This is a genomic window from Cobetia sp. MB87 (assembly GCF_011319755.1).
Lineage (GTDB): Bacteria > Pseudomonadota > Gammaproteobacteria > Pseudomonadales > Halomonadaceae > Cobetia.
On record NZ_VFBC01000007.1, the window covers coordinates 669,956 to 686,928 of the forward strand.

Below are 16,973 nucleotides of genomic sequence, written 5' to 3' on the forward strand. Positions count from 1 at the left end.
CACCTCGATCAGGCGTGGTTCTCGACCTTGTCGAATTCCGTGGTGATGTCATCAGCCGGTGCGGCGCTCATGATGCTGACCACGTAGATGGCGATGTAGGCGAAGATGACGCCCGGCACGATCTCGTAGAGATCGAAGATGCCACCGGACAGCTGCTTCCAGACCACCACGGTCACGCCACCGACGATGATGCCGGCCAGCGCGCCGAAGCGGTTCATGCGACGCCAGTACAGCGACATGATCAGAGCGGGGCCGAAGGCGGCACCGAAGCCGGCCCAGGCGTAGGACACCAGACCCAGCACGCTGGAGTTCGGGTCAAGCGCCAGGATCCAGGCGATGATGGCGATACCGACCACCGCGAAGCGACCGACCCACACCAGCTCGGACTGGGTCGCATCCTTCTTGAACAGCGCCTTGTAGAAGTCATCGGCCAGCGCAGAGGACGACACCAACAGCTGGGAGTCAGCGGTGGACATCACGGCAGCCAGGATGGCGGCCAGCAGCACGCCGGCAACCGCCGGGTGGAAGATGAAGTTCACCATGACCATGAAGATCTTCTCGCTGTCGGCCAGGTCCTTCGGCACGTAGACGAGACCCAGCAGGCCGATGCAGATGGCCGCGAACAGACCCAGTGCGGACCAGACGACGGCGATGGTGCGTGCGGTACCGACGTCCTTCTCGCTGCGGATGGCCGCGAAGCGCGCCAGGATGTGCGGCTGACCGAAGTAGCCCAGACCCCAGGCCAGTGAAGAGATGATGCCGACCAGGGTCAGCGCTTCGCCGGTGGAGGCGTCACGGAACCATTCCAGCAGCAGCGGGTTCTCGGCGGTGATGCGCGAGGTCGCTTCCGCCACGCCGCCCATGTCGGTGAGTGCCACGATGGGCACCACGATCAGGGCAGCAGCCATCATCAGGCCCTGGATGAGGTCAGTCCATGACACGGCGAGGAAGCCGCCGAAGAAGGTGTAGGACACGATGGCGATGGTACCGACGGTCACGGCGATGGTGTAGTCGAGGCCGAAGACGGTCTCGAACAGCTTGCCACCTGCCACCAGACCGGAGCTGGTGTAGAAGAGGAAGAACAGCAGGATGAAGACGGCCGAGATGACGCGCAACATCTTGGAGTTGTCACGGAAGCGTTTCTCGAAGTAATCCGGCAGCGTCAGCGAGTCGCTGGCGATGAAGCTGTAGATACGCAGGCGCTTGGCGACGATCAGCCAGTTGAGCCAGGTACCGGCCAGCAGACCGATGCCGATCCAGGCAGCGGACAGGCCGCTGAGATAGGCAGCGCCGGGCAGGCCCAGCAGCAACCAGCCGGACATGTCAGACGCACCGGCGGAGATGGCGGACGTCCAGGGGCCCAATGAGCGGCCACCCAGGATGTAATCCGACATGTTGGAGGTGCGCTTGTAGGCCAGCAGGCCAATGCCGAGCATCACCGCCAGATAGATAGCGAACGTGATGAGTATGGTGGGGCTGTTATCGACCATCGTGGAGTAAATCCTTTGCATTTATTGTTGTCGGACGGCGAGCGTCGTGATGATTCACTGCCAGTGACGGTTCCTGTCAGACCGTCGCCGGGAGTCCTGCGTCATGCATCGAACGTCCTTCGAGGGCCATGTCGCGCGGCTCTCGCAAGTTCCTGCCAATCTTGTACGTTCAGACTAGCGCATAAACGAATCTTCTGACGTTCATCCGTCCCCGCATATTGCCGTCGAGTCAAAAGGAAAAACGGCAACGGACACCGCAGGGCACGAGCATGAGGGGCCAGTCGCTGGCGATTCATGTCCGTGGGCGTCCCTGTCGGTGTCCGGGGCAGACGACGGCTTGCTCGCCGTCATCCACTGGGCATCGTCCTGATGCCCTGTCACCTGGCTACCTCATGCACGTCCAGCATGCAGTCTTCCGCCAGGCATGACCTCTGCTGCTGCCGCGAGAGCAGGCAGCGTCGGTCATTCGTCGCCCATGGCGAGAAGAGACGCGTTGCCGCCGAGAGCCGTGGTGTTGACGGTACGGGTCTTCTCGGTAGCGAAGCGGTGCAGGTAGTGCGGGCCGCCGGCTTTCGGGCCAGTACCAGAGAAGCCCTGACCACCAAACGGCTGTACACCCACCACAGCACCGATGATATTCCTGTTGACGTAGACATTACCAACACGAATTTTCTGTGCAACGGCATTAGCAAAACTTTCGTTTCGCGAATGCACACCGAAGGTCAGGCCGTAGCCGAGGCCATTGATGGTATCGATGACCTTGTCCACTTCGCCGCCTTTCCAGGTCGCGATGTGCAGTACCGGACCGAACTGCTCGCTTTCCAGGCTATCGATGCCGTCGATGCGCAGGGCGACCGGCGCGACGAAGGTGCCGTGCTCGGTGATGGTCTTGTCGACGGCGGCTTCGGCGATCACGCGGCCCTGGCTGCGATATTCCTCGATGTGCTTGAGCAGACCGGCACGCGCTTCCTCGTCGATGACCGGGCCGACATCGGTGCCCAGGTCACGCGGGTCGCCGATCTTCAGCTCGTCCATCGCGCCCTTGAGCAGGCTGATGACGCGCTCGGCGACGTCTTCCTGCACGTAGAGCACACGCAGGGCGGAACAGCGCTGACCGGCACTCTGGAAGGCGGACTGCACCACGTCATTGACGACCTGCTCCGGCAGGGCGGTGGAGTCGACGATCATGGCGTTGAGGCCACCGGTCTCGGCGATCAGCGTCGGCAGCGGGGCGTTTTCACGCGCGGCCAGCGAGCGGTTGATGATCTGCGCGGTCTGGGTGGAGCCGGTGAAGCACACGCCAGTGATGCGCGGGTCGCTGGACAGCACGCTGCCCACGGTCGGGCCATCCCCCGGCAGCAGCTGGACGACATCGTGCGGCATGCCGGCTTCGCGCAGCAGCTCGACCACGCGGTGAGCGACCAGCGAGGTCTGCTCGGCGGGCTTGGCGACCACGGTGTTGCCGGTGACGGCGGCGGCGACCATCTGGCCGCAGAAGATCGCGACCGGGAAGTTCCACGGGCTGATGCAGGCGAAGACACCCTTGCCACCGAGCATGATCTGGTTGTGCTCGCCGGTCGGGCCCTGCAGTTCGGTCGGCTCGGCGAAGTCGGCACGCGCACGGTTGGCGTAGTAGCGGCAGAAGTCGACCGCTTCACGGATCTCGGCGATGCCGTCGGTCAGCAGCTTGCCACCCTCGCGGGAGCACAGGGTCATCAGCTCGGCGGTGTGGGTTTCCATCAGGTCACCGAAGCGCTCGAGAATCGCGGCGCGTTCCTCGACCGGCGTCTGTTCCCAGCGCGGGAAGGCAGCCCAGGCGGCGTCGATGGCCCTGGAGGCTTCCTCGGCACTGGTCCACTGCACATGGCCCAGGGTGTCACGACGGTCGAATGGGCAGGTCACGGCCTGACGACGCTCGGCATTGACCTCGACCTCGAAGGCCAGCTGCGGACGCACGTCGTAGGTGGTGTCCATGTGCGTGGCCATCTCGTCGATCAGCGGCTGGTACTGGCTATTGATGTTCAGATTGATGCCCCGTGAATTCAGGCGGTCTGCGCCATAGATGTTCGGCGGCAGCGCGATGCGTGGATTGTGATAGGTCTTGTACTGATTGAGCGTGACCACCGGGTGGGTGCACAGGCTCTCGACCGGCACGCGCGGGTCGACCAGCTGGTGAACGAACGAGGAGTTGGCCCCGTTCTCTAGCAGGCGACGCACCAGGTACGGAAGCAGGTCCTTGTGCGCGCCGACCGGCGCATAGATACGGCACCAGGTCCCCTTGGGGGCGCGCTTGAGCGCGGCTTCATACAGGGCTTCGCCCATGCCGTGCAGACGCTGGAATTCGAACTGACGCGTCTCGCCTGCGTTGGCCACATCCAGGATGGTGCTGATGGTGTGGGCATTGTGGGTGGCGAACTGCGGGTAGATGCGGCCGCGAGTGTTCTCGGACAGCAGGAAGCGCACGCAGACCAGGTAGCTGACGTCGGTGGAGGCCTTGCGGGTAAACACCGGATAGCCTTCGACACCCAGTTCCTGGGATTCCTTGATCTCGCTGTCCCAGTAAGCGCCCTTGACCAGACGCAGAGGGATCTCGTCGCCTTGCAGGTCGGCGATGCGATTCAGATACTGCAGGGTCGGCAGGGCGCGCGTCGAGTAGGCCTGCACGACGAGGCCGAACTTGCCCCAGCCGCGGCAGGTGTCGCTCTCGTAGACGGCGCGGAACACTTCCAGCGAGATCTCGAGGCGATCGACTTCCTCGGCATCGATGGTGATGGCGACGTTCAGCTCACGGGCGATACCGGCCAGTTCACGCACGCTTGCCACCAGCTCTTCCAGCACCTGCTCACGACGGCCGAATTCATAGCGCGGGTGCAGGGCGGACAGCTTGATGGAGACGGACGGTGACGGGGTGCCTTCCTTCAGCTTGCGCGAGGTGTCGCCGACGGTGCGGATGGCACGTGCGTAGTCGTCGAAGTAGCCCTTGGCGTCGGCACGCGTGCAGGCCGCTTCGCCCAGCATGTCGTAGGAGTAGGTGTAGCCCTTGTCGAACAGCGGCTGGGAGCGCTTGAGCGCTTCCTTGATGTCACGGCCCAGCACGAACTGCTTGCCCATCACCTTCATCGCCTGGTACATGGCGCGGCGGATGACCGGCTCGCCGAGACGATTGACCATGCGGTTGATGAAGGTGGCCGGCTTGCCGTCACCCTTGGGCAGATCCATCTTGATGACGTTGCCGGTCATCAGAAGGCCCCAGGTGGAGGCGTTGACGAACCAGGACTCGCTCTGGCCCAGGTGGGACTTCCAGTCGGCCACGCCGAGCTTGTCCTCGATCAGCGCATCGGCGGTTTCCTTGTCCGGAATGCGCAGCAGCGCTTCGGCCAGGCACATCAGCAGCACGCCTTCCTGGGTGTCGAGGCTGTACTGCTGCAGCAGCTCGTCGATGGAATCGACGGCGGTATCCATGGTGCGAATCTCGCGCACCAGCTCGGCCGTCTTGTCGCCGATGCGCCTGGCATCCTTGTCTTCGGCGTTCAGCAGCCCGACCAGCTCGCTGACGTAGGCGCTTTCATCGACCAGGTAGTGGTCGCTGACGCGCGCGAACAGCGCCTCCGGAGACTGCTGCCAGGTGCTGGCGGCCAGCATCTGGTCACTGCGCAGGATGTTGTCCTTGAGCACATTGCCCTTGAGCACCCCTTGCTTGCCGTTTGTCGAGGACTGGGGGGGCGTGGCTGTGGACGTGGCCGAGGCGATCGCGGCAATCATTGCACTGGACTGATCGGAGGGAGTGGAGGTGGTCATGGTGCGAACCCCTTGCTGCTGGGCGTCGAAGCGCCGAATGGGATTGCCGAGTCACAGCGCCGGGAGTGATGCAGAACGCATCAGAAAGCGCGACAGCGGCACGTCTGGATTTATGACTGAGAATGTAGGGTGGCGCAGGGGGGCGGGTCTTTCCAATTTCTCGGCTGCGCATGTCAAATTCACGGGCATGTCCGAAAAGTGACACGCTTCTCCGACCTTTGTCGAAGGCTGTGTCGCGAAATGACGCGATCTTGTTATACCAAGGTCGCAGAGGGTTGAAGGTGAATTGGCTTGCAGCAGACGGTGGGAGCGTCGTTGAACGGCGTGCGACTCCCAAGGGGCGTAATTCTAAAAGGGATGTACTTCTAAAAGGTATGTACTTCTAAAAAGGACATGCTTCCTCGAGAGGAGCATTGTTTTGAGAGGGACGTTTTGGAGAGGGACGTTCTGGAAAGGGCTGTATTGGAGAGAGCGTTCAAAAGAGCGGCGTGTCAGAAACAAGGACGTGCAAGAGAGAAGCGAAAGCAATGGCTGGAACGCGGTTCAGGCACGCGATCATCACCGGCTCCTGCCGACTCGATCAGGACTTGCGCAGTGCCGAAGGCGGGAAGCCGAGATGCTTGCGGAAGGCGTGGGAAAGGGCGCTCTGGTTGGCAAAGCCGCAGCGATCGGCGATCTGGGACAGGGAAAGCTCGCTGGTGCCCAGCAGCTGGCGCGCCTCTTCGAGCCGACGGCGCAGCAGATACTGATAGGGCGAAAGGCCGGTCAATACGCGGAAGCGCTCGCTGAAATGCTGCTCGGAGAGATGCGACTGGCGGGCAAGATCCGCCACGCTCATGCGTTGGCCGAGATTGGCGTCGATGAAGCGGTTGAGCGCGACCAGATCCAGCTGACGACCACTGGTGCTCAGCGCGCTCATCGGCTCTTCGATGCGGGTGTTCAGGCAGGCGAGGAAGGTGGCGGCGAGCAGATCACCCGGTGCCTGCTGGTAGTCGTTGACTTCCGCGAGCATGAATTCGAGATAGCCGCGCAGGCGGGTGTCCAGCGTGAAGAAGCGTGGACGTTCGAACAGACGCTTGAGCTCGCGGTGATGGCCGGTCAGGTAGGGCGCATCATCGGGCAGGTCGAGAATCAGCTGGCGGTTCTCGCCGATGCCCGCGTAGTAGTGGACATGATCGGCCGGCACGATGCAGCCGGTCAGCGGGCGAATCTCGCCGCCCTGGCCCTCTATCTCGAATTCGGCCAGGCCATCGAGGCCGATCACCAATTGGTGATAGCTGTGATCATGGTGCTCACGCAGGTTGGAGAGCGGGATCAGGCGCATCTCGCTGGCGGCCATCAGGCGCGAGTCTCCGCGACACCGGTGCGGGCACGCAGATGGCCCAGCAGCACGTTGAGCTCATCACGACCGGCGCGCGAGAACAGCGCACCGCCCTGGGCCAGCTGCCACGGCCTGGCATGGTTGTCGAAGATGCCCTGGCAGCGGCGACGCAGACTCTCCAGATACTCATCATGGCGAATCGGGTAGCCGATCACGCTGTGCCACTCGTTCTCGTTGATCTCGCCGCTGATCGCCTGGTCCAGTACGCGGGCGATATCGCTGTAGTCGGTACGAAAGCGCGGTGTACGCGACATCATCAGCATGGCCACGGTGCCGACGGTGACGATCAGGCAGACCACGAAGGTGATGATGAAGATGGACATGAGCGAACCTTGTGCGGACGTAACCGGAAATAGTGTCGTAGCTCACCATTCTACCACGCTGCACGGCCAGTATCGTCAGTGCGGCAGATGCGTCATGTTCTGTCTGTCAGAACGTTATGGCATGATTCAAGTCCATTGAGACGGCTCGGCGCACCTCGCCTGCCGGCCTCGTTCTTCACCTGCCGTGGGAGTCCCGCCGCATGGCCAATCAACGTGTGGAAGCGGTCGAGCGTGCCTTGACGCTGCTGGAAGCCTTTACCCCCGCGACGCCTCGCCTGACGCTCAATGAGCTCGCGCAGGCCAGTGGGTTCTACAAGAGCACGATCCTGCGGCTGATGGGTTCGCTTGAGCACTTCGGCTATGTGGCGCGTGACAGCCACGGCATCTATTCCATCGGCGCGGCGCTGGGGCGTTTTGCTCAGCTGGCACCGGCATTGCCGGCCCGCGAGGCTCAGCTGCGCGGCTGGTTGGCGGCGCTGAATGCCGCCAGTGGCGAGACGGCCAGCCTGATGCTGGTCGAGCATGGCCCCCAGGCCGAGGCGCGACCGGTAGAGGGCGTGACACGCCCGCGTCAGGCGATGTGCCAGTACGCGCATGTCAGCCAGTGGCCGCTGCGTCATCAGCTGGAGGAGGGCGAGCTGGTCGATGAGGCGCTGTCCGCCTTGCTGCAGCAGTGTGTCGACAGTGGCGAGATCGAGATCGGCGAAGCCGACGGCCTGTCGGTGGCGGCGCTGGCGGTCAGCGTCGCCCAGCATCACGACGAGGGGCTGGCACCGGCGGAAGTCATCGTGCTCAGTGGCCCGACGGCGCGCCTGACGCCTGCCCAGGCCCACCACCTGCTCACGCAGTGGCAGCAGGGCGACTGACTAGGCGACTCGCCAGTGACATGTTGTGGGAAGCTCTGAAATGACGACGCCCCCGTCGGGAAACCGGCGGGGGCGTCGTGTCTTGCGGGTCGCTTGCCATGCAAGCGGCGGGATCAGGCGTCGGTGGCAGCCTTGGCGGCACTCATGCGGCGACGCAGGATGGGGCCGACGATCACCGGCAGCAGCAGGCCGGCGATGGCGATGCACCACAGGGTCACGGCCAGCGGGCTGCCGATCAGGATGGTCCAGTCGCCGTCGGACAGCTGCATGGCGTGACGCAGGTTCTTCTCCATCTCCGGCCCCAGCAGCATGCCGAGAATGACAGGCACCAGCGGGATATCCAGCTTGCGCAGGAAGTAGCCGGCGACCCCGAAGGCGACCATGAAGTACAGGTCGAAGGTCGAGTGGCTGATGGAGTAGATGCCCACGAAGGCGACCATGGTCACCACCGGCAGCAGGTACTTGGGCGGCACGGACAGCAGCTTGACGAAGATGCCGACCATCGGGATGTTCATCAGCAGCAGGATGACGTTACCGATCAGCAGCGCCGCGATCACGCCCCACACGATGTCGCCGTGCTGGGTGAACATCAGCGGGCCCGGGGTGATGTTGAGCGAGATCAGCATCGCCAGCAGTACCGCCGTGGTACCGGAGCCCGGTACGCCCAGCGTCAGCATCGGCACCAGCGCGCCAGAGGCGGCACCGTTGTTGCCGGCTTCCGGGGCGGCCACGCCGCGTGGGTCACCTTCACCGAAGTTGCCCTTCTTGCCGACGACCTTCTTCTCCAGGGTATAGCTGATGAAGCTGCCCAGAGACGCACCGGCACCCGGCAGCACGCCGGAAATGAAGCCCAGCACGCCTCCGCGGAAGGAGGTCGGCAGAATGGCGACGATATCCTTCAGCTTCAGGGTCATCTTGTTCATGGCGATCATCGGCTTGCCTTCACCGGCATGCTGTTCGATGAAGAACAGCAGCTCCGAGATGGCGAACAGACCGACGATGGCGATGATGAAGTCGATGCCCTCGAACAGCTCCAGCACATCGAAGGTATAGCGCTGGGTACCGGTAGAGGCATCGATGCCGACCGTGGCGATCATCAGGCCGATGGCGGCTGCCATGATGGTCTTGACCGGATTCTTGCCGGTGATGCCGCCCAGGGTAGCGAAGGCCAGCACGAACAGCGCGAAGTATTCCGCCGGACCGAAGGTCAGCGCGAAGCTGGCCAGCCACGGCGCCATCACGATCAGGCCGATGGTGGCGATCAGGCTGCCGATGAAGGAGGCGATCGCCGAGATGGCCATCGCTTCGGCGGCCTTGCCTTTCTGGGCCATCGGATAGCCATCGAGACAGGTCATCATCGCCGGCTCGTCGCCCGGGATGTTGAGCAGGATCGAGGAGATGCGCCCGCCGTACATGGCACCGGCGTAGACCGAGGTCAGCAGGATCAGCGAGGTTTCCGGGCTAAGGCCCAGGGTGAAGGCCAGCGGAATCAGGATGGCCACACCATTGGCCGGGCCCAGGCCCGGCAGCGCGCCGATCAGGGTGCCCAGGAAGGCCCCCAGCACGGCGAACATCAGATTCTCTGGCTGCAGGGCGATGCCGAAGCCCTGCATCAAGAAGCCAAGACTTTCCATTACGCCACCTCCAGGATGCCCAGCGGCAGTGGTAGCTCAAGCACGAAGTTGAACAGGGCGAAGACGGCGATGCCGCCGATCAGGCCTGTCACGTAAGCGCGAACCGGCTTGGAGCCCATGCGCCAGCACAGTGTGCCGACAGCGAGGGTGGTCGTGACGATGAAGCCCAGCGGCTCAAGCAGTGCGGTATAGAGGCACAGGATGACGATGGCCAGCACCATCTCGGCGCCGGTGCGGCTCCACGGCCATTGCTGGTCCGGGTCGGGGCGCACGATCAGATACAGGCTGCTCAGCGCCAGCACGATCGAGAGTACCGTGGGGAAGGTTTCGGGCCCGATGGACTCGGCCCCGCCGAAGGGTTCGGGGAACTGCTGGGCACCCCAGCCGTACGCGACGGCCAGGGTGAGCATCAGCAGACCAAAGATGCGGTCATTCATCAGCGAATCAGCCCAATGTCCTTGGAGAGCGTCTGGATGTCCTTGATCTGCGCCTTCACGAAGGCATCAAACTCGGCACCCGATTTGTGGAACGGCATCAGGCCGCTCTTGGTCATCACGTCTTTCCATTCTTCGCTTTCATAGACGCTGTCCAGCGTGGTGGTCCAGTACTGCTCGGCATCGTCGCTGACACCGGCCGGGATGTAGAAGCCGCGCCAGTTGGGGGCGACGGCATCGATGCCCTGTTCGCGAGCGGTCGGTACGTCAGCCAGCTTGCCCGGCAGGCGCTCTTCTGAGAGCACGGCCAGCACTTTCAGGTCGCCGGATTCCATGAAGCCCTGAATCTCGGAGATATCACCGGTGAAGGCCTGCACGTGGCCGCCGACGACCTGGGTGATGGCTTCGCCGCCGTTGTTGTAGGACAGGTAGGAGACCTTGGGCAGGTTCTCGACATCGGCTGCCTGGGCGGCGATCAGCACCTTGAGGTGATCCCAGCCACCTGCGGCACTGCCGCCGGCGAACTTGACGGATTTCGGGTCTTTCTTCAGCGCGTCCATCACCTCGCTCAAGGTGTTGTACGGCGAATCCTTGGAGACGGCGATGGCACCGTAGTCCGCGCCCAGTGCGCCGATCCACTCGACCTGGTCCTGATTCATGCCCGGGAACTGGCCCTGGGCCAGACGGGTGGTGGTCGCGGTGGAGGCTGCCACCAGCAGCTGCTCGTCACCGGCACGCTTGGACACGGTGTGCGCGAAGGCGACGCCGCCACCGGCGCCGGCCATGTTGATGGTCTGCACGTTGCCCGGCACGAAATCGAGTTCAGACAGGATCTTGCCGACGCTGCGGCAGGTGAAGTCCCAACCGCCGCCCGGGTCAGCCGGGGCGATGCAATCAACCTTGCCTTTCGGTTCGAAGGCGAAGGCCTGGGCGGACATGGCGGTGACCACCGCAGCTGTCAGGAGTTTGAGTGTCATATGACGTGTCATGGCGACCTCTAGTGTTATTGGATTGTGGTAGCGGCACATGTCGTGGGTCAGGCGCTGGCAGCGGTTGAGCGAGAAGCTCGCCCTGCAGCCGCGAACCTGACAGCAACCTTACAATTCTGTAAGGCGGAACTTTATTCTGTATGGTGAAATTAGACTGCCCCCCGATGGCTCGCAAGATACCCATTCGTCGCACCGACCTTGGTCGAAAGGGGTATTTGCGCACCTTTGCGGTGCATTTTTGTGAATGATCCGCCTGGATATCGTGTCGGAATCTGGCGGTGTCCAGCGCTCTCCTGCTCCTGTTTCGCTGCGCTCCTGCTCCTATTTCGCTCCGCTCCTGTCTCTCTCTCGCTTGTCTTTCATGCCTCCCTCGCACCTCTTCCATCAGGCCCGAGCGAGGCGCTTGCGCTGGCCGCGTGAGCTGTTCGTCCATGGGTCCATGGCTTGCCTGTCGTGTTTGAAACGTTATGCGGCGTTGCAGCAGAAGCGTGGCCCTCGGGCTTTGGTCTAGCGTGTAGCCGGTGGCCAGACTGCGTGCTGAGCGGGTGCCATCGGCAATCGTGCAAGGGGACAGGGGAGGGGAGAAGACTCATGGCCAAGGTGTTGGGCAGCGTGTGGGCGTTGTTGCTGGGTATCGTGCTGATCATGCTCGGCAATGGCATGCACTTCACGCTGATCGGTCTGCGCGGCGGCATCGAGGGCTTCTCCTCGGCGGAGCTGGCGATCGTCACCTCAGGCTACTTCGTGGGCTTTCTCTCCGGTGCGCGCTATACGCCGGTGCTGATCCAGCGGGTCGGGCATGTGCGGGTGTTCGCGGCGCTGGGCAGCTTCATCTCGGCGGCCTTGATCGCCTTGCCACTGCTGACCGAGCCCTGGGCCTGGACGCTGCTGCGCTTGCTGATCGGCTTCTGCATGTCGGGCATCTATGTCACGGCGGAAAGCTGGCTGAATGCGGCTGCCAGCAACGAGACGCGCGGCAAGGTGCTATCGGCCTACATGATGGCGCAGACGCTGGGCATCATCGGTGCTCAGGGCCTGTTGACACTGGGCGATGCCGCGACGCCGGTGCTGTTCATCTGTGCCTCCATTCTGGTATCGATCTCCTTCGGGCCGATTCTGCTGTCGGCGGCCGTGGCACCGGCGGTCGAGGTGTCGCGGGCCATGTCGTTTTCGAAACTGTTCAAGGCCTCTCCGCTGGGCGCCATCGGCATCTTCCTGCTCGGCAGTGTCTATGCGACCCAGTCGGGGATGGGCGCGGTATTCGGCACCCAGGTGGGCCTGTCGGGCTCACATATCGCCCTGTTCATCGCCATGCTGTTCGCCGGTGCACTGGTGTTGCAGACCCCGATCGGCTGGCTGTCGGACCGCATGGACCGCCGCGTGCTCATCTGCGGCCTGTCCGCCGCCGGGGCAGGCTCGTGTCTGTTCGGCTGGATGGCGGGCGATGCGCTGTGGCCGTTGATCGCCTCGGCCTTCTTTGCCGGTGGCGTGACCACACCGCTGTATGCGTTGCTGCTGGCCTTCACCAATGATTCGCTGTCGGCCGAGGAGATGCCGGGTGCCTCAGGCGGGCTGGTGTTCGCCTTCGGGCTGGGCGCCATCGTCGGGCCGCTGGCGGCAGGTGGCGCGATGGAGGTGATGGACCCCTACGCCTTCTGGCTGGTGCTGGCGACCACCTTCGTGGCCATCTCGCTGTATGCGCTCTATCAGATCACCCAGCGCGAGATGGTGCCGGTCGAGGAGACCGACAGTTACCTCAACATCCTGCCGACGGCATCACCGATGGCGGTCGAGGTGGCGGTGGAGTGGGCGCATGAGCACGCCGAGGATGAGCAGCTGGCTGCCGAGGCAGCCGAGGCGGCGGCGCAGGAAGAAGCCTTTGAGGTCGCGCTGGAAGAAGCCTTCGAGGAGGCCCTGGAAGAGGCGCTGGAGGAGGCATTCGAGGCCAACGTCGCGCCGCTGGAGGAGGCGGAACTGGTGGCGTCGGACCACGAGTACGTGGCAGAGCCGCTGCTCGAGGCTGACGCAGATACGGACATCGCGTTCGAGACGGAGCAGTTGTCCGAGCTGTTTCCGGAAGCGGGAACGGATCCGGGGAAAGAGCCGGCAACAGCAACAGAGTCTCGCTCTGAGACAGGTTCTGAGACAGGTTCCGGCGCTGAGACAGGCTCGGACTCGGAGCCGCATGAAGAGCGCGACCAGGCATTGCCCTATCAGTTCGACCCCGACCATCAGCCGCCCAAGGGGCCGTGGCCCTCCATGCCCTGAGGTCGTTGGGGAAAGCCAGTCAGTCGCAAAGACGCCACCCCGTTATCCGGGGTGGCGTCTTGCTTTCGGCAGTCGTGAGCTCTGCCAGGCGAGTGCGTACTGGCTCTCAGTGCCCTGGCGCTGTGCCTCAATGCCTTATTGCAGGCCCAGCTCCTGCGACAGCTGCTCCACATCGCTGACCTGTTGGGTGATGAAACGATCCAACGCCTTGCCGGACTTGTGGAACGGCATCAGGCCGTTGTCCTGCATCACCTGCTGCCACTCGGGCGTCTCGGCCATGCGGTTGAGGGTCTGCTCCCACCAGTCGAAGGCGGCATCCGATGCGCCGCCCGGCAGGTAGAAGCCGCGCCAGTTGGGTGCGACCACATCGATACCCTGCTCACGCGCGGTGGGAATGTCGCTGTACTGGCCGGGCAGACGCTCTTCACTGAACACTGCCAGCAGACGCAGATGGCCGGATTCGACGAAGCCGCGGGCCTCGGTCATGTCGCCGGTGAAGGCCTCCAGGTGGCCACCCATCACCTGGGTGATGGCGACGGAGCCTGAGTCGTAGGCGAGATACGGCAGGGCGCGCAGATTGTCGATGCCCGCTTCACGCGCCGCCATCAGTACCTTGAGGTGATCGAAGCCACCCGCGACATCGCCACCGGCGAAGCGCACCGCCTTGGGGTCTTCCTGCATGGCGGCCAGCAGCTCGTTCAGCGAGTGATAGGGCGAGTTCTCGGCCACGGCAATCACGCCGTAGTCGGCGCCGAGGGTCATCAGCCAGCGCACATCGTCGACCTTGCCATCCTGATAGGCGTGCTGCCCCAGGCGGGTGGTGGTCGCGCTCGAGGCGGCGACGATGACCTGCTCATCGTCATGGCGCTTGGACTTCACATGTGCGAAGGCGACGCCACCGCTGGCACCGGGCACGTTCAGCGTCTGCATGCCGGCGGGAATCAGGTTCTGCTCATCCAGCAGACGGGCCACGCTGCGACAGGTGAAATCCCAGCCACCGCCGGGCTTGGCCGGCGCGATGCACTCCGTCTTGCCCTGCGGGGCGAAGTCGGTCTGTTCGTTCTGCTCCTCTTGGGCGGCGTTGGCGCTCAAGGGCGCCAGCAGGCCAAGGCTGAGCAGCAGGGCAGCGGGCAGGCCGCCAGTGTGCGGTCGAGATTGCTTTCTGCGTGAGAAGGGATGGCGAGCAGGGGATGTAGCGTGCATGGCATTCGTGTCCTTGGTGTTCAGCGTCGATCGTTATGGTTATGTCAGTCAGCGCGGCATCGGGCTGGACGTTGCTGGCTGTCGCACGCTCATGACTGTTGTGATGAGCTTGTGTCGTGAGCTTGTGTCGTGAGCTTGTGTCGTGAGCTTGTGTCGTGAGCTTGCGAGAGTGCGAATGAACGAAAATAGCCTATTTCGGCGAGTTGCGGAAAGGCACGGCAGGCGGGCAGTGCGCAGAGAAATCGCATTTCCCGCGCCGTCACTCCTCAAGGTGGTCCCGGGATTGCTAGAATTGCGCCATCAGGCTGTGGTGAGCGCTCCGCGATCTTCCAGCCGCCGCCTTTCATTGAGGAGACGGGCCATGACCCTTACCCCGCGCATGCACGACTTTCTCGCCCGCCTGCCCAAGGTGGAGCTGCACCTGCACATCGAAGGCTCGCTGACGCCGGCCTTGATGTTCGAGCTGGCGGCGGAGCAGGGCATCACATTGCCCTACGCCACCCTGGAGGAGGTCGAGGCGGCCTATGACTTCGCGGATCTGCCCGCCTTCCTCGCGCTCTATTACCAGGGCATGGGCGTCTTGAATGACGAGTCACATTTCTACCGCCTGGCGCAGGACTACTTCCGCCGTGCGAGCGCCGATGGCGTCAAGCATCTGGAGCTGTTCTTCGATCCGCAGGCGCATCTGGCGCGTGGCGTGAGTCTGGAAACCCAGTTCGCGGGGCTGGAACGCGCCTGTCGTGAGGCGGTGAAGGAATTCGACATCACCTCGGCCCTGGTGCCGAGCTTCCTGCGCTGTCATTCCGCGGACTCTGCTCGCGAACTGTTCGAGGCGCTGATTCCCTTCGAGTCGCGCTTCGTGGGCGTCGGCCTGGACAGCGCCGAGATCGGCAATCCGCCGGAGAAATTCACTGAGGTCTTCACGCTTGCAGGAGAGCGTGGCTGGCACCGTGTCGCTCATGCCGGTGAAGAGGGGCCGGCTGCGTATATTCGTACGGCGCTTGAGGTGCTGGGCGTGGAGCGTATCGACCACGGTGTGCGCTGCCTGGAAGATGCCGCCCTGGTCGCGGAGCTGGCCGAGCGGCGTATCCCGCTGACGGTGTGCCCGCTCTCCAATGTCGCGCTCAAGGTGGTGGAGCGCATGGAAGATCACCCGCTGCCGAAGCTGATCGATGCGGGCCTCAACATTACCCTCAATTCGGATGACCCGGCCTATTTCGGCGGCGGCATGCTCGACAACTTCATCGCCGTGCAGCAGGCGCTGGATCTCAGCGAGACGCAGTGGATCACCCTGTGCCGCAATGCCATCGATGCCGCCTTCCCGCAGCGCGCCGAAGGTCTCGGCATGAGTGATGCCCGCCGTGGCGTGCTGCTGGCGCAACTTGACAGCTGCGCTGGCTGAGAATTATCACTGGTGCTTGAATACTGAATGCAATCAACGGCTTGGCCACCAACATCGCCAGCATGACGCCGCCTGCGGCAACCGCTCCATCAGATGTTGCTTGACCGCGCTAAGTCGTTGAGTACAATGCGGTTCTGGCGTGCGCAATGCACCGCCCTGCGGGTGTAGCTCAATGGTAGAGCAGAAGCTTCCCAAGCTTAAGACGAGGGTTCGATTCCCTTCACCCGCTCCAGATTCTTCAAAAAAGCCTCCCATTCGGGAGGCTTTTTTGTGTTTGGGATTCCATGCAGCTCGCGTGTGCATGGAATTCGTTGTCGATGGGATGCGTGGGGATGGAAAACGGGGGCAGCAGCCTGCTCGATGAAATGCCGTGTGGCTGTCTTGCCGAGCCGATCGGAGCGAAAAGTGTTGCTGACGTGGCGGAGAGCCGCGATATTGGCAGGCCGTCTTGCAGTATTTCATTACACCCTGAACGACAAGGAAACCCAGTGGAACTTACCGTCTGGCTGGCATATGTCAGCGTCATCATCGCCTTGATCACCTTTCCCGGACCGGTTGCGTTACTGTGCATGGATCATGGCCTGCGCCACGGCCGACGCCGATCCTTCGCGACGGTGGTGGGTGGGGCGGCGGCGTCGCTGGTGTTGATGGGCTTGTCGTCGCTGGGCCTTGGCGCTGCATTGGCGGCGTCCGAGACCGGGTTTCTGGTGCTGAAGATCATCGGGGCGCTCTATCTCATCTATCTGGGCATTCAGGCCTGGCGGGCGCCATCCCAGCCGGTGGTGTTCGACGCCGTGGGGGAGGAGGGCCAGATGCGCGCCAGAGCCACGCGTTGGCAACTGTGCCGCAAGGGCTTCGGTATCGGGATCAGCAATCCCAAGGACCTGCTGTTCTTCGGCGCGCTGTTTCCCAACTTCATCGACATGGCCCAGCCGCAGCTGCCCCAGTTCGTGGTGCTGGCGCTGACCTGGCTGGTAGTGGACCTGCTGACGATGAGCACCTACGCCCATGCGGGTTCCAGCATCAGTCGCTGGTTTGATAGTCACCGGCGCGTGAGGCTGTTCAATCGCACCACGGGCAGTCTGTTCGTCGTGGCCGGCGCGGGACTTGCGGCGTCGCATCGTTGAGCCAAGCCTTGGCTGCCATTGCACATGACGTGAAGCACACGAAGACGACAACGGCACC

Annotated in this window: 12 protein-coding genes and 1 tRNA gene; 5 read left to right on the forward strand and 8 right to left on the reverse strand. The window is 63.3% G+C overall.

Annotated features, from left to right (window positions below):
- Window positions 1-8: 8 nt before the first annotated feature.
- From putP to CDPAHKCJ_RS09045, 4 genes are all read right to left on the reverse strand, one after another.
- Entirely contained in the window at window positions 9-1,490 is a 1,482-nt protein-coding gene (putP, locus tag CDPAHKCJ_RS09030; protein WP_166019493.1) for a sodium/proline symporter PutP, read from the reverse strand.
- Window positions 1,491-1,952: 462 nt separating this feature from the next.
- Window positions 1,953-5,132 (reverse strand): bifunctional proline dehydrogenase/L-glutamate gamma-semialdehyde dehydrogenase PutA, encoded by a 3,180-nt coding sequence (putA, locus tag CDPAHKCJ_RS09035; RefSeq protein WP_166019599.1) that lies wholly within the window; start codon window positions 5,130-5,132, stop codon window positions 1,953-1,955.
- A 736-nt stretch (window positions 5,133-5,868) separates the two neighbouring features.
- Complete coding sequence (locus CDPAHKCJ_RS09040) at window positions 5,869-6,627, reverse strand: AraC family transcriptional regulator (protein WP_166019494.1); 759 nt, start codon at window positions 6,625-6,627, stop codon at window positions 5,869-5,871.
- The gene (locus CDPAHKCJ_RS09045; RefSeq protein ID WP_166019495.1) at window positions 6,627-6,992 is read right to left on the reverse strand and encodes a hypothetical protein; all 366 of its coding nucleotides are present in this window, start codon (window positions 6,990-6,992) and stop codon (window positions 6,627-6,629) included. The genes CDPAHKCJ_RS09040 and CDPAHKCJ_RS09045 overlap by 1 nt, the downstream gene beginning before the upstream one ends.
- Window positions 6,993-7,192: 200 nt before the next feature.
- Here CDPAHKCJ_RS09045 and CDPAHKCJ_RS09050 point away from each other — a divergent pair, with 200 nt between their 5' ends.
- Complete coding sequence (locus CDPAHKCJ_RS09050; protein ID WP_166019496.1) at window positions 7,193-7,858, forward strand: helix-turn-helix domain-containing protein; 666 nt, start codon at window positions 7,193-7,195, stop codon at window positions 7,856-7,858.
- Window positions 7,859-7,971: 113 nt separating this feature from the next.
- Here CDPAHKCJ_RS09050 and CDPAHKCJ_RS09055 read toward each other — a convergent pair whose 3' ends face one another.
- Genes CDPAHKCJ_RS09055 through CDPAHKCJ_RS09065 form a run of 3 tightly spaced genes read right to left on the reverse strand, consistent with a single transcriptional unit; the run spans window position 7,972 to window position 10,903 of the window.
- On the reverse strand, window positions 7,972-9,492 hold the full coding sequence (locus CDPAHKCJ_RS09055) for a tripartite tricarboxylate transporter permease (protein WP_166019497.1): 1,521 nt from the start codon (window positions 9,490-9,492) through the stop codon (window positions 7,972-7,974).
- Window positions 9,492-9,929, reverse strand: a complete 438-nt coding sequence (locus tag CDPAHKCJ_RS09060) for a tripartite tricarboxylate transporter TctB family protein (protein WP_166019498.1) — start codon at window positions 9,927-9,929, stop codon at window positions 9,492-9,494. Before CDPAHKCJ_RS09060 ends, CDPAHKCJ_RS09055 begins: the two co-directional genes overlap by 1 nt.
- The gene (locus CDPAHKCJ_RS09065; RefSeq protein ID WP_233593457.1) at window positions 9,929-10,903 is read right to left on the reverse strand and encodes a tripartite tricarboxylate transporter substrate-binding protein; all 975 of its coding nucleotides are present in this window, start codon (window positions 10,901-10,903) and stop codon (window positions 9,929-9,931) included. The genes CDPAHKCJ_RS09060 and CDPAHKCJ_RS09065 overlap by 1 nt, the downstream gene beginning before the upstream one ends.
- Before the next feature lie 603 nt (window positions 10,904-11,506).
- Between CDPAHKCJ_RS09065 and CDPAHKCJ_RS09070 the strand changes: the two genes are divergently transcribed.
- Window positions 11,507-13,183, forward strand: a complete 1,677-nt coding sequence (locus CDPAHKCJ_RS09070; RefSeq protein ID WP_205700821.1) for an MFS transporter — start codon at window positions 11,507-11,509, stop codon at window positions 13,181-13,183.
- 135 nt (window positions 13,184-13,318) lie between these two features.
- Here CDPAHKCJ_RS09070 and CDPAHKCJ_RS09075 read toward each other — a convergent pair whose 3' ends face one another.
- Entirely contained in the window at window positions 13,319-14,386 is a 1,068-nt protein-coding gene (locus CDPAHKCJ_RS09075; protein ID WP_166019499.1) for a tripartite tricarboxylate transporter substrate-binding protein, read from the reverse strand.
- A 379-nt stretch (window positions 14,387-14,765) separates the two neighbouring features.
- Here CDPAHKCJ_RS09075 and CDPAHKCJ_RS09080 point away from each other — a divergent pair, with 379 nt between their 5' ends.
- From CDPAHKCJ_RS09080 to CDPAHKCJ_RS09090, 3 genes are all read left to right on the forward strand, one after another.
- Window positions 14,766-15,788, forward strand: coding sequence for an adenosine deaminase (locus CDPAHKCJ_RS09080; protein WP_166019600.1), 1,023 nt, complete (start codon window positions 14,766-14,768; stop codon window positions 15,786-15,788).
- Window positions 15,789-15,946: 158 nt separating this feature from the next.
- Window positions 15,947-16,020 (forward strand) — tRNA-Gly (locus tag CDPAHKCJ_RS09085).
- A gap of 256 nt (window positions 16,021-16,276) precedes the next feature.
- The gene (locus CDPAHKCJ_RS09090) at window positions 16,277-16,915 is read left to right on the forward strand and encodes a LysE family transporter (protein WP_166019500.1); all 639 of its coding nucleotides are present in this window, start codon (window positions 16,277-16,279) and stop codon (window positions 16,913-16,915) included.
- Window positions 16,916-16,973 lie beyond the last annotated feature (58 nt).

Coding starts and splice junctions, on each gene's coding strand:
- CDPAHKCJ_RS09040 (WP_166019494.1), bottom strand. CDS start 6,627: ATGGCCGCCAGCGAGATGCGCCTGATCCCGCTCTCCAACCTGCGTGAG.
- CDPAHKCJ_RS09050 (WP_166019496.1), top strand. CDS start 7,193: ATGGCCAATCAACGTGTGGAAGCGGTCGAGCGTGCCTTGACGCTGCTG.
- CDPAHKCJ_RS09080 (WP_166019600.1), top strand. CDS start 14,766: ATGCACGACTTTCTCGCCCGCCTGCCCAAGGTGGAGCTGCACCTGCAC.
- putA (WP_166019599.1), bottom strand. CDS start 5,132: ATGCTGGCCGCCAGCACCTGGCAGCAGTCTCCGGAGGCGCTGTTCGCG.
- CDPAHKCJ_RS09055 (WP_166019497.1), bottom strand. CDS start 9,492: ATGGAAAGTCTTGGCTTCTTGATGCAGGGCTTCGGCATCGCCCTGCAG.
- CDPAHKCJ_RS09070 (WP_205700821.1), top strand. CDS start 11,507: ATGGCCAAGGTGTTGGGCAGCGTGTGGGCGTTGTTGCTGGGTATCGTG.
- CDPAHKCJ_RS09060 (WP_166019498.1), bottom strand. CDS start 9,929: ATGAATGACCGCATCTTTGGTCTGCTGATGCTCACCCTGGCCGTCGCG.
- CDPAHKCJ_RS09045 (WP_166019495.1), bottom strand. CDS start 6,992: ATGTCCATCTTCATCATCACCTTCGTGGTCTGCCTGATCGTCACCGTC.
- CDPAHKCJ_RS09065 (WP_233593457.1), bottom strand. CDS start 10,903: ATGACACTCAAACTCCTGACAGCTGCGGTGGTCACCGCCATGTCCGCC.
- CDPAHKCJ_RS09075 (WP_166019499.1), bottom strand. CDS start 14,386: ATGCACGCTACATCCCCTGCTCGCCATCCCTTCTCACGCAGAAAGCAA.
- putP (WP_166019493.1), bottom strand. CDS start 1,490: ATGGTCGATAACAGCCCCACCATACTCATCACGTTCGCTATCTATCTG.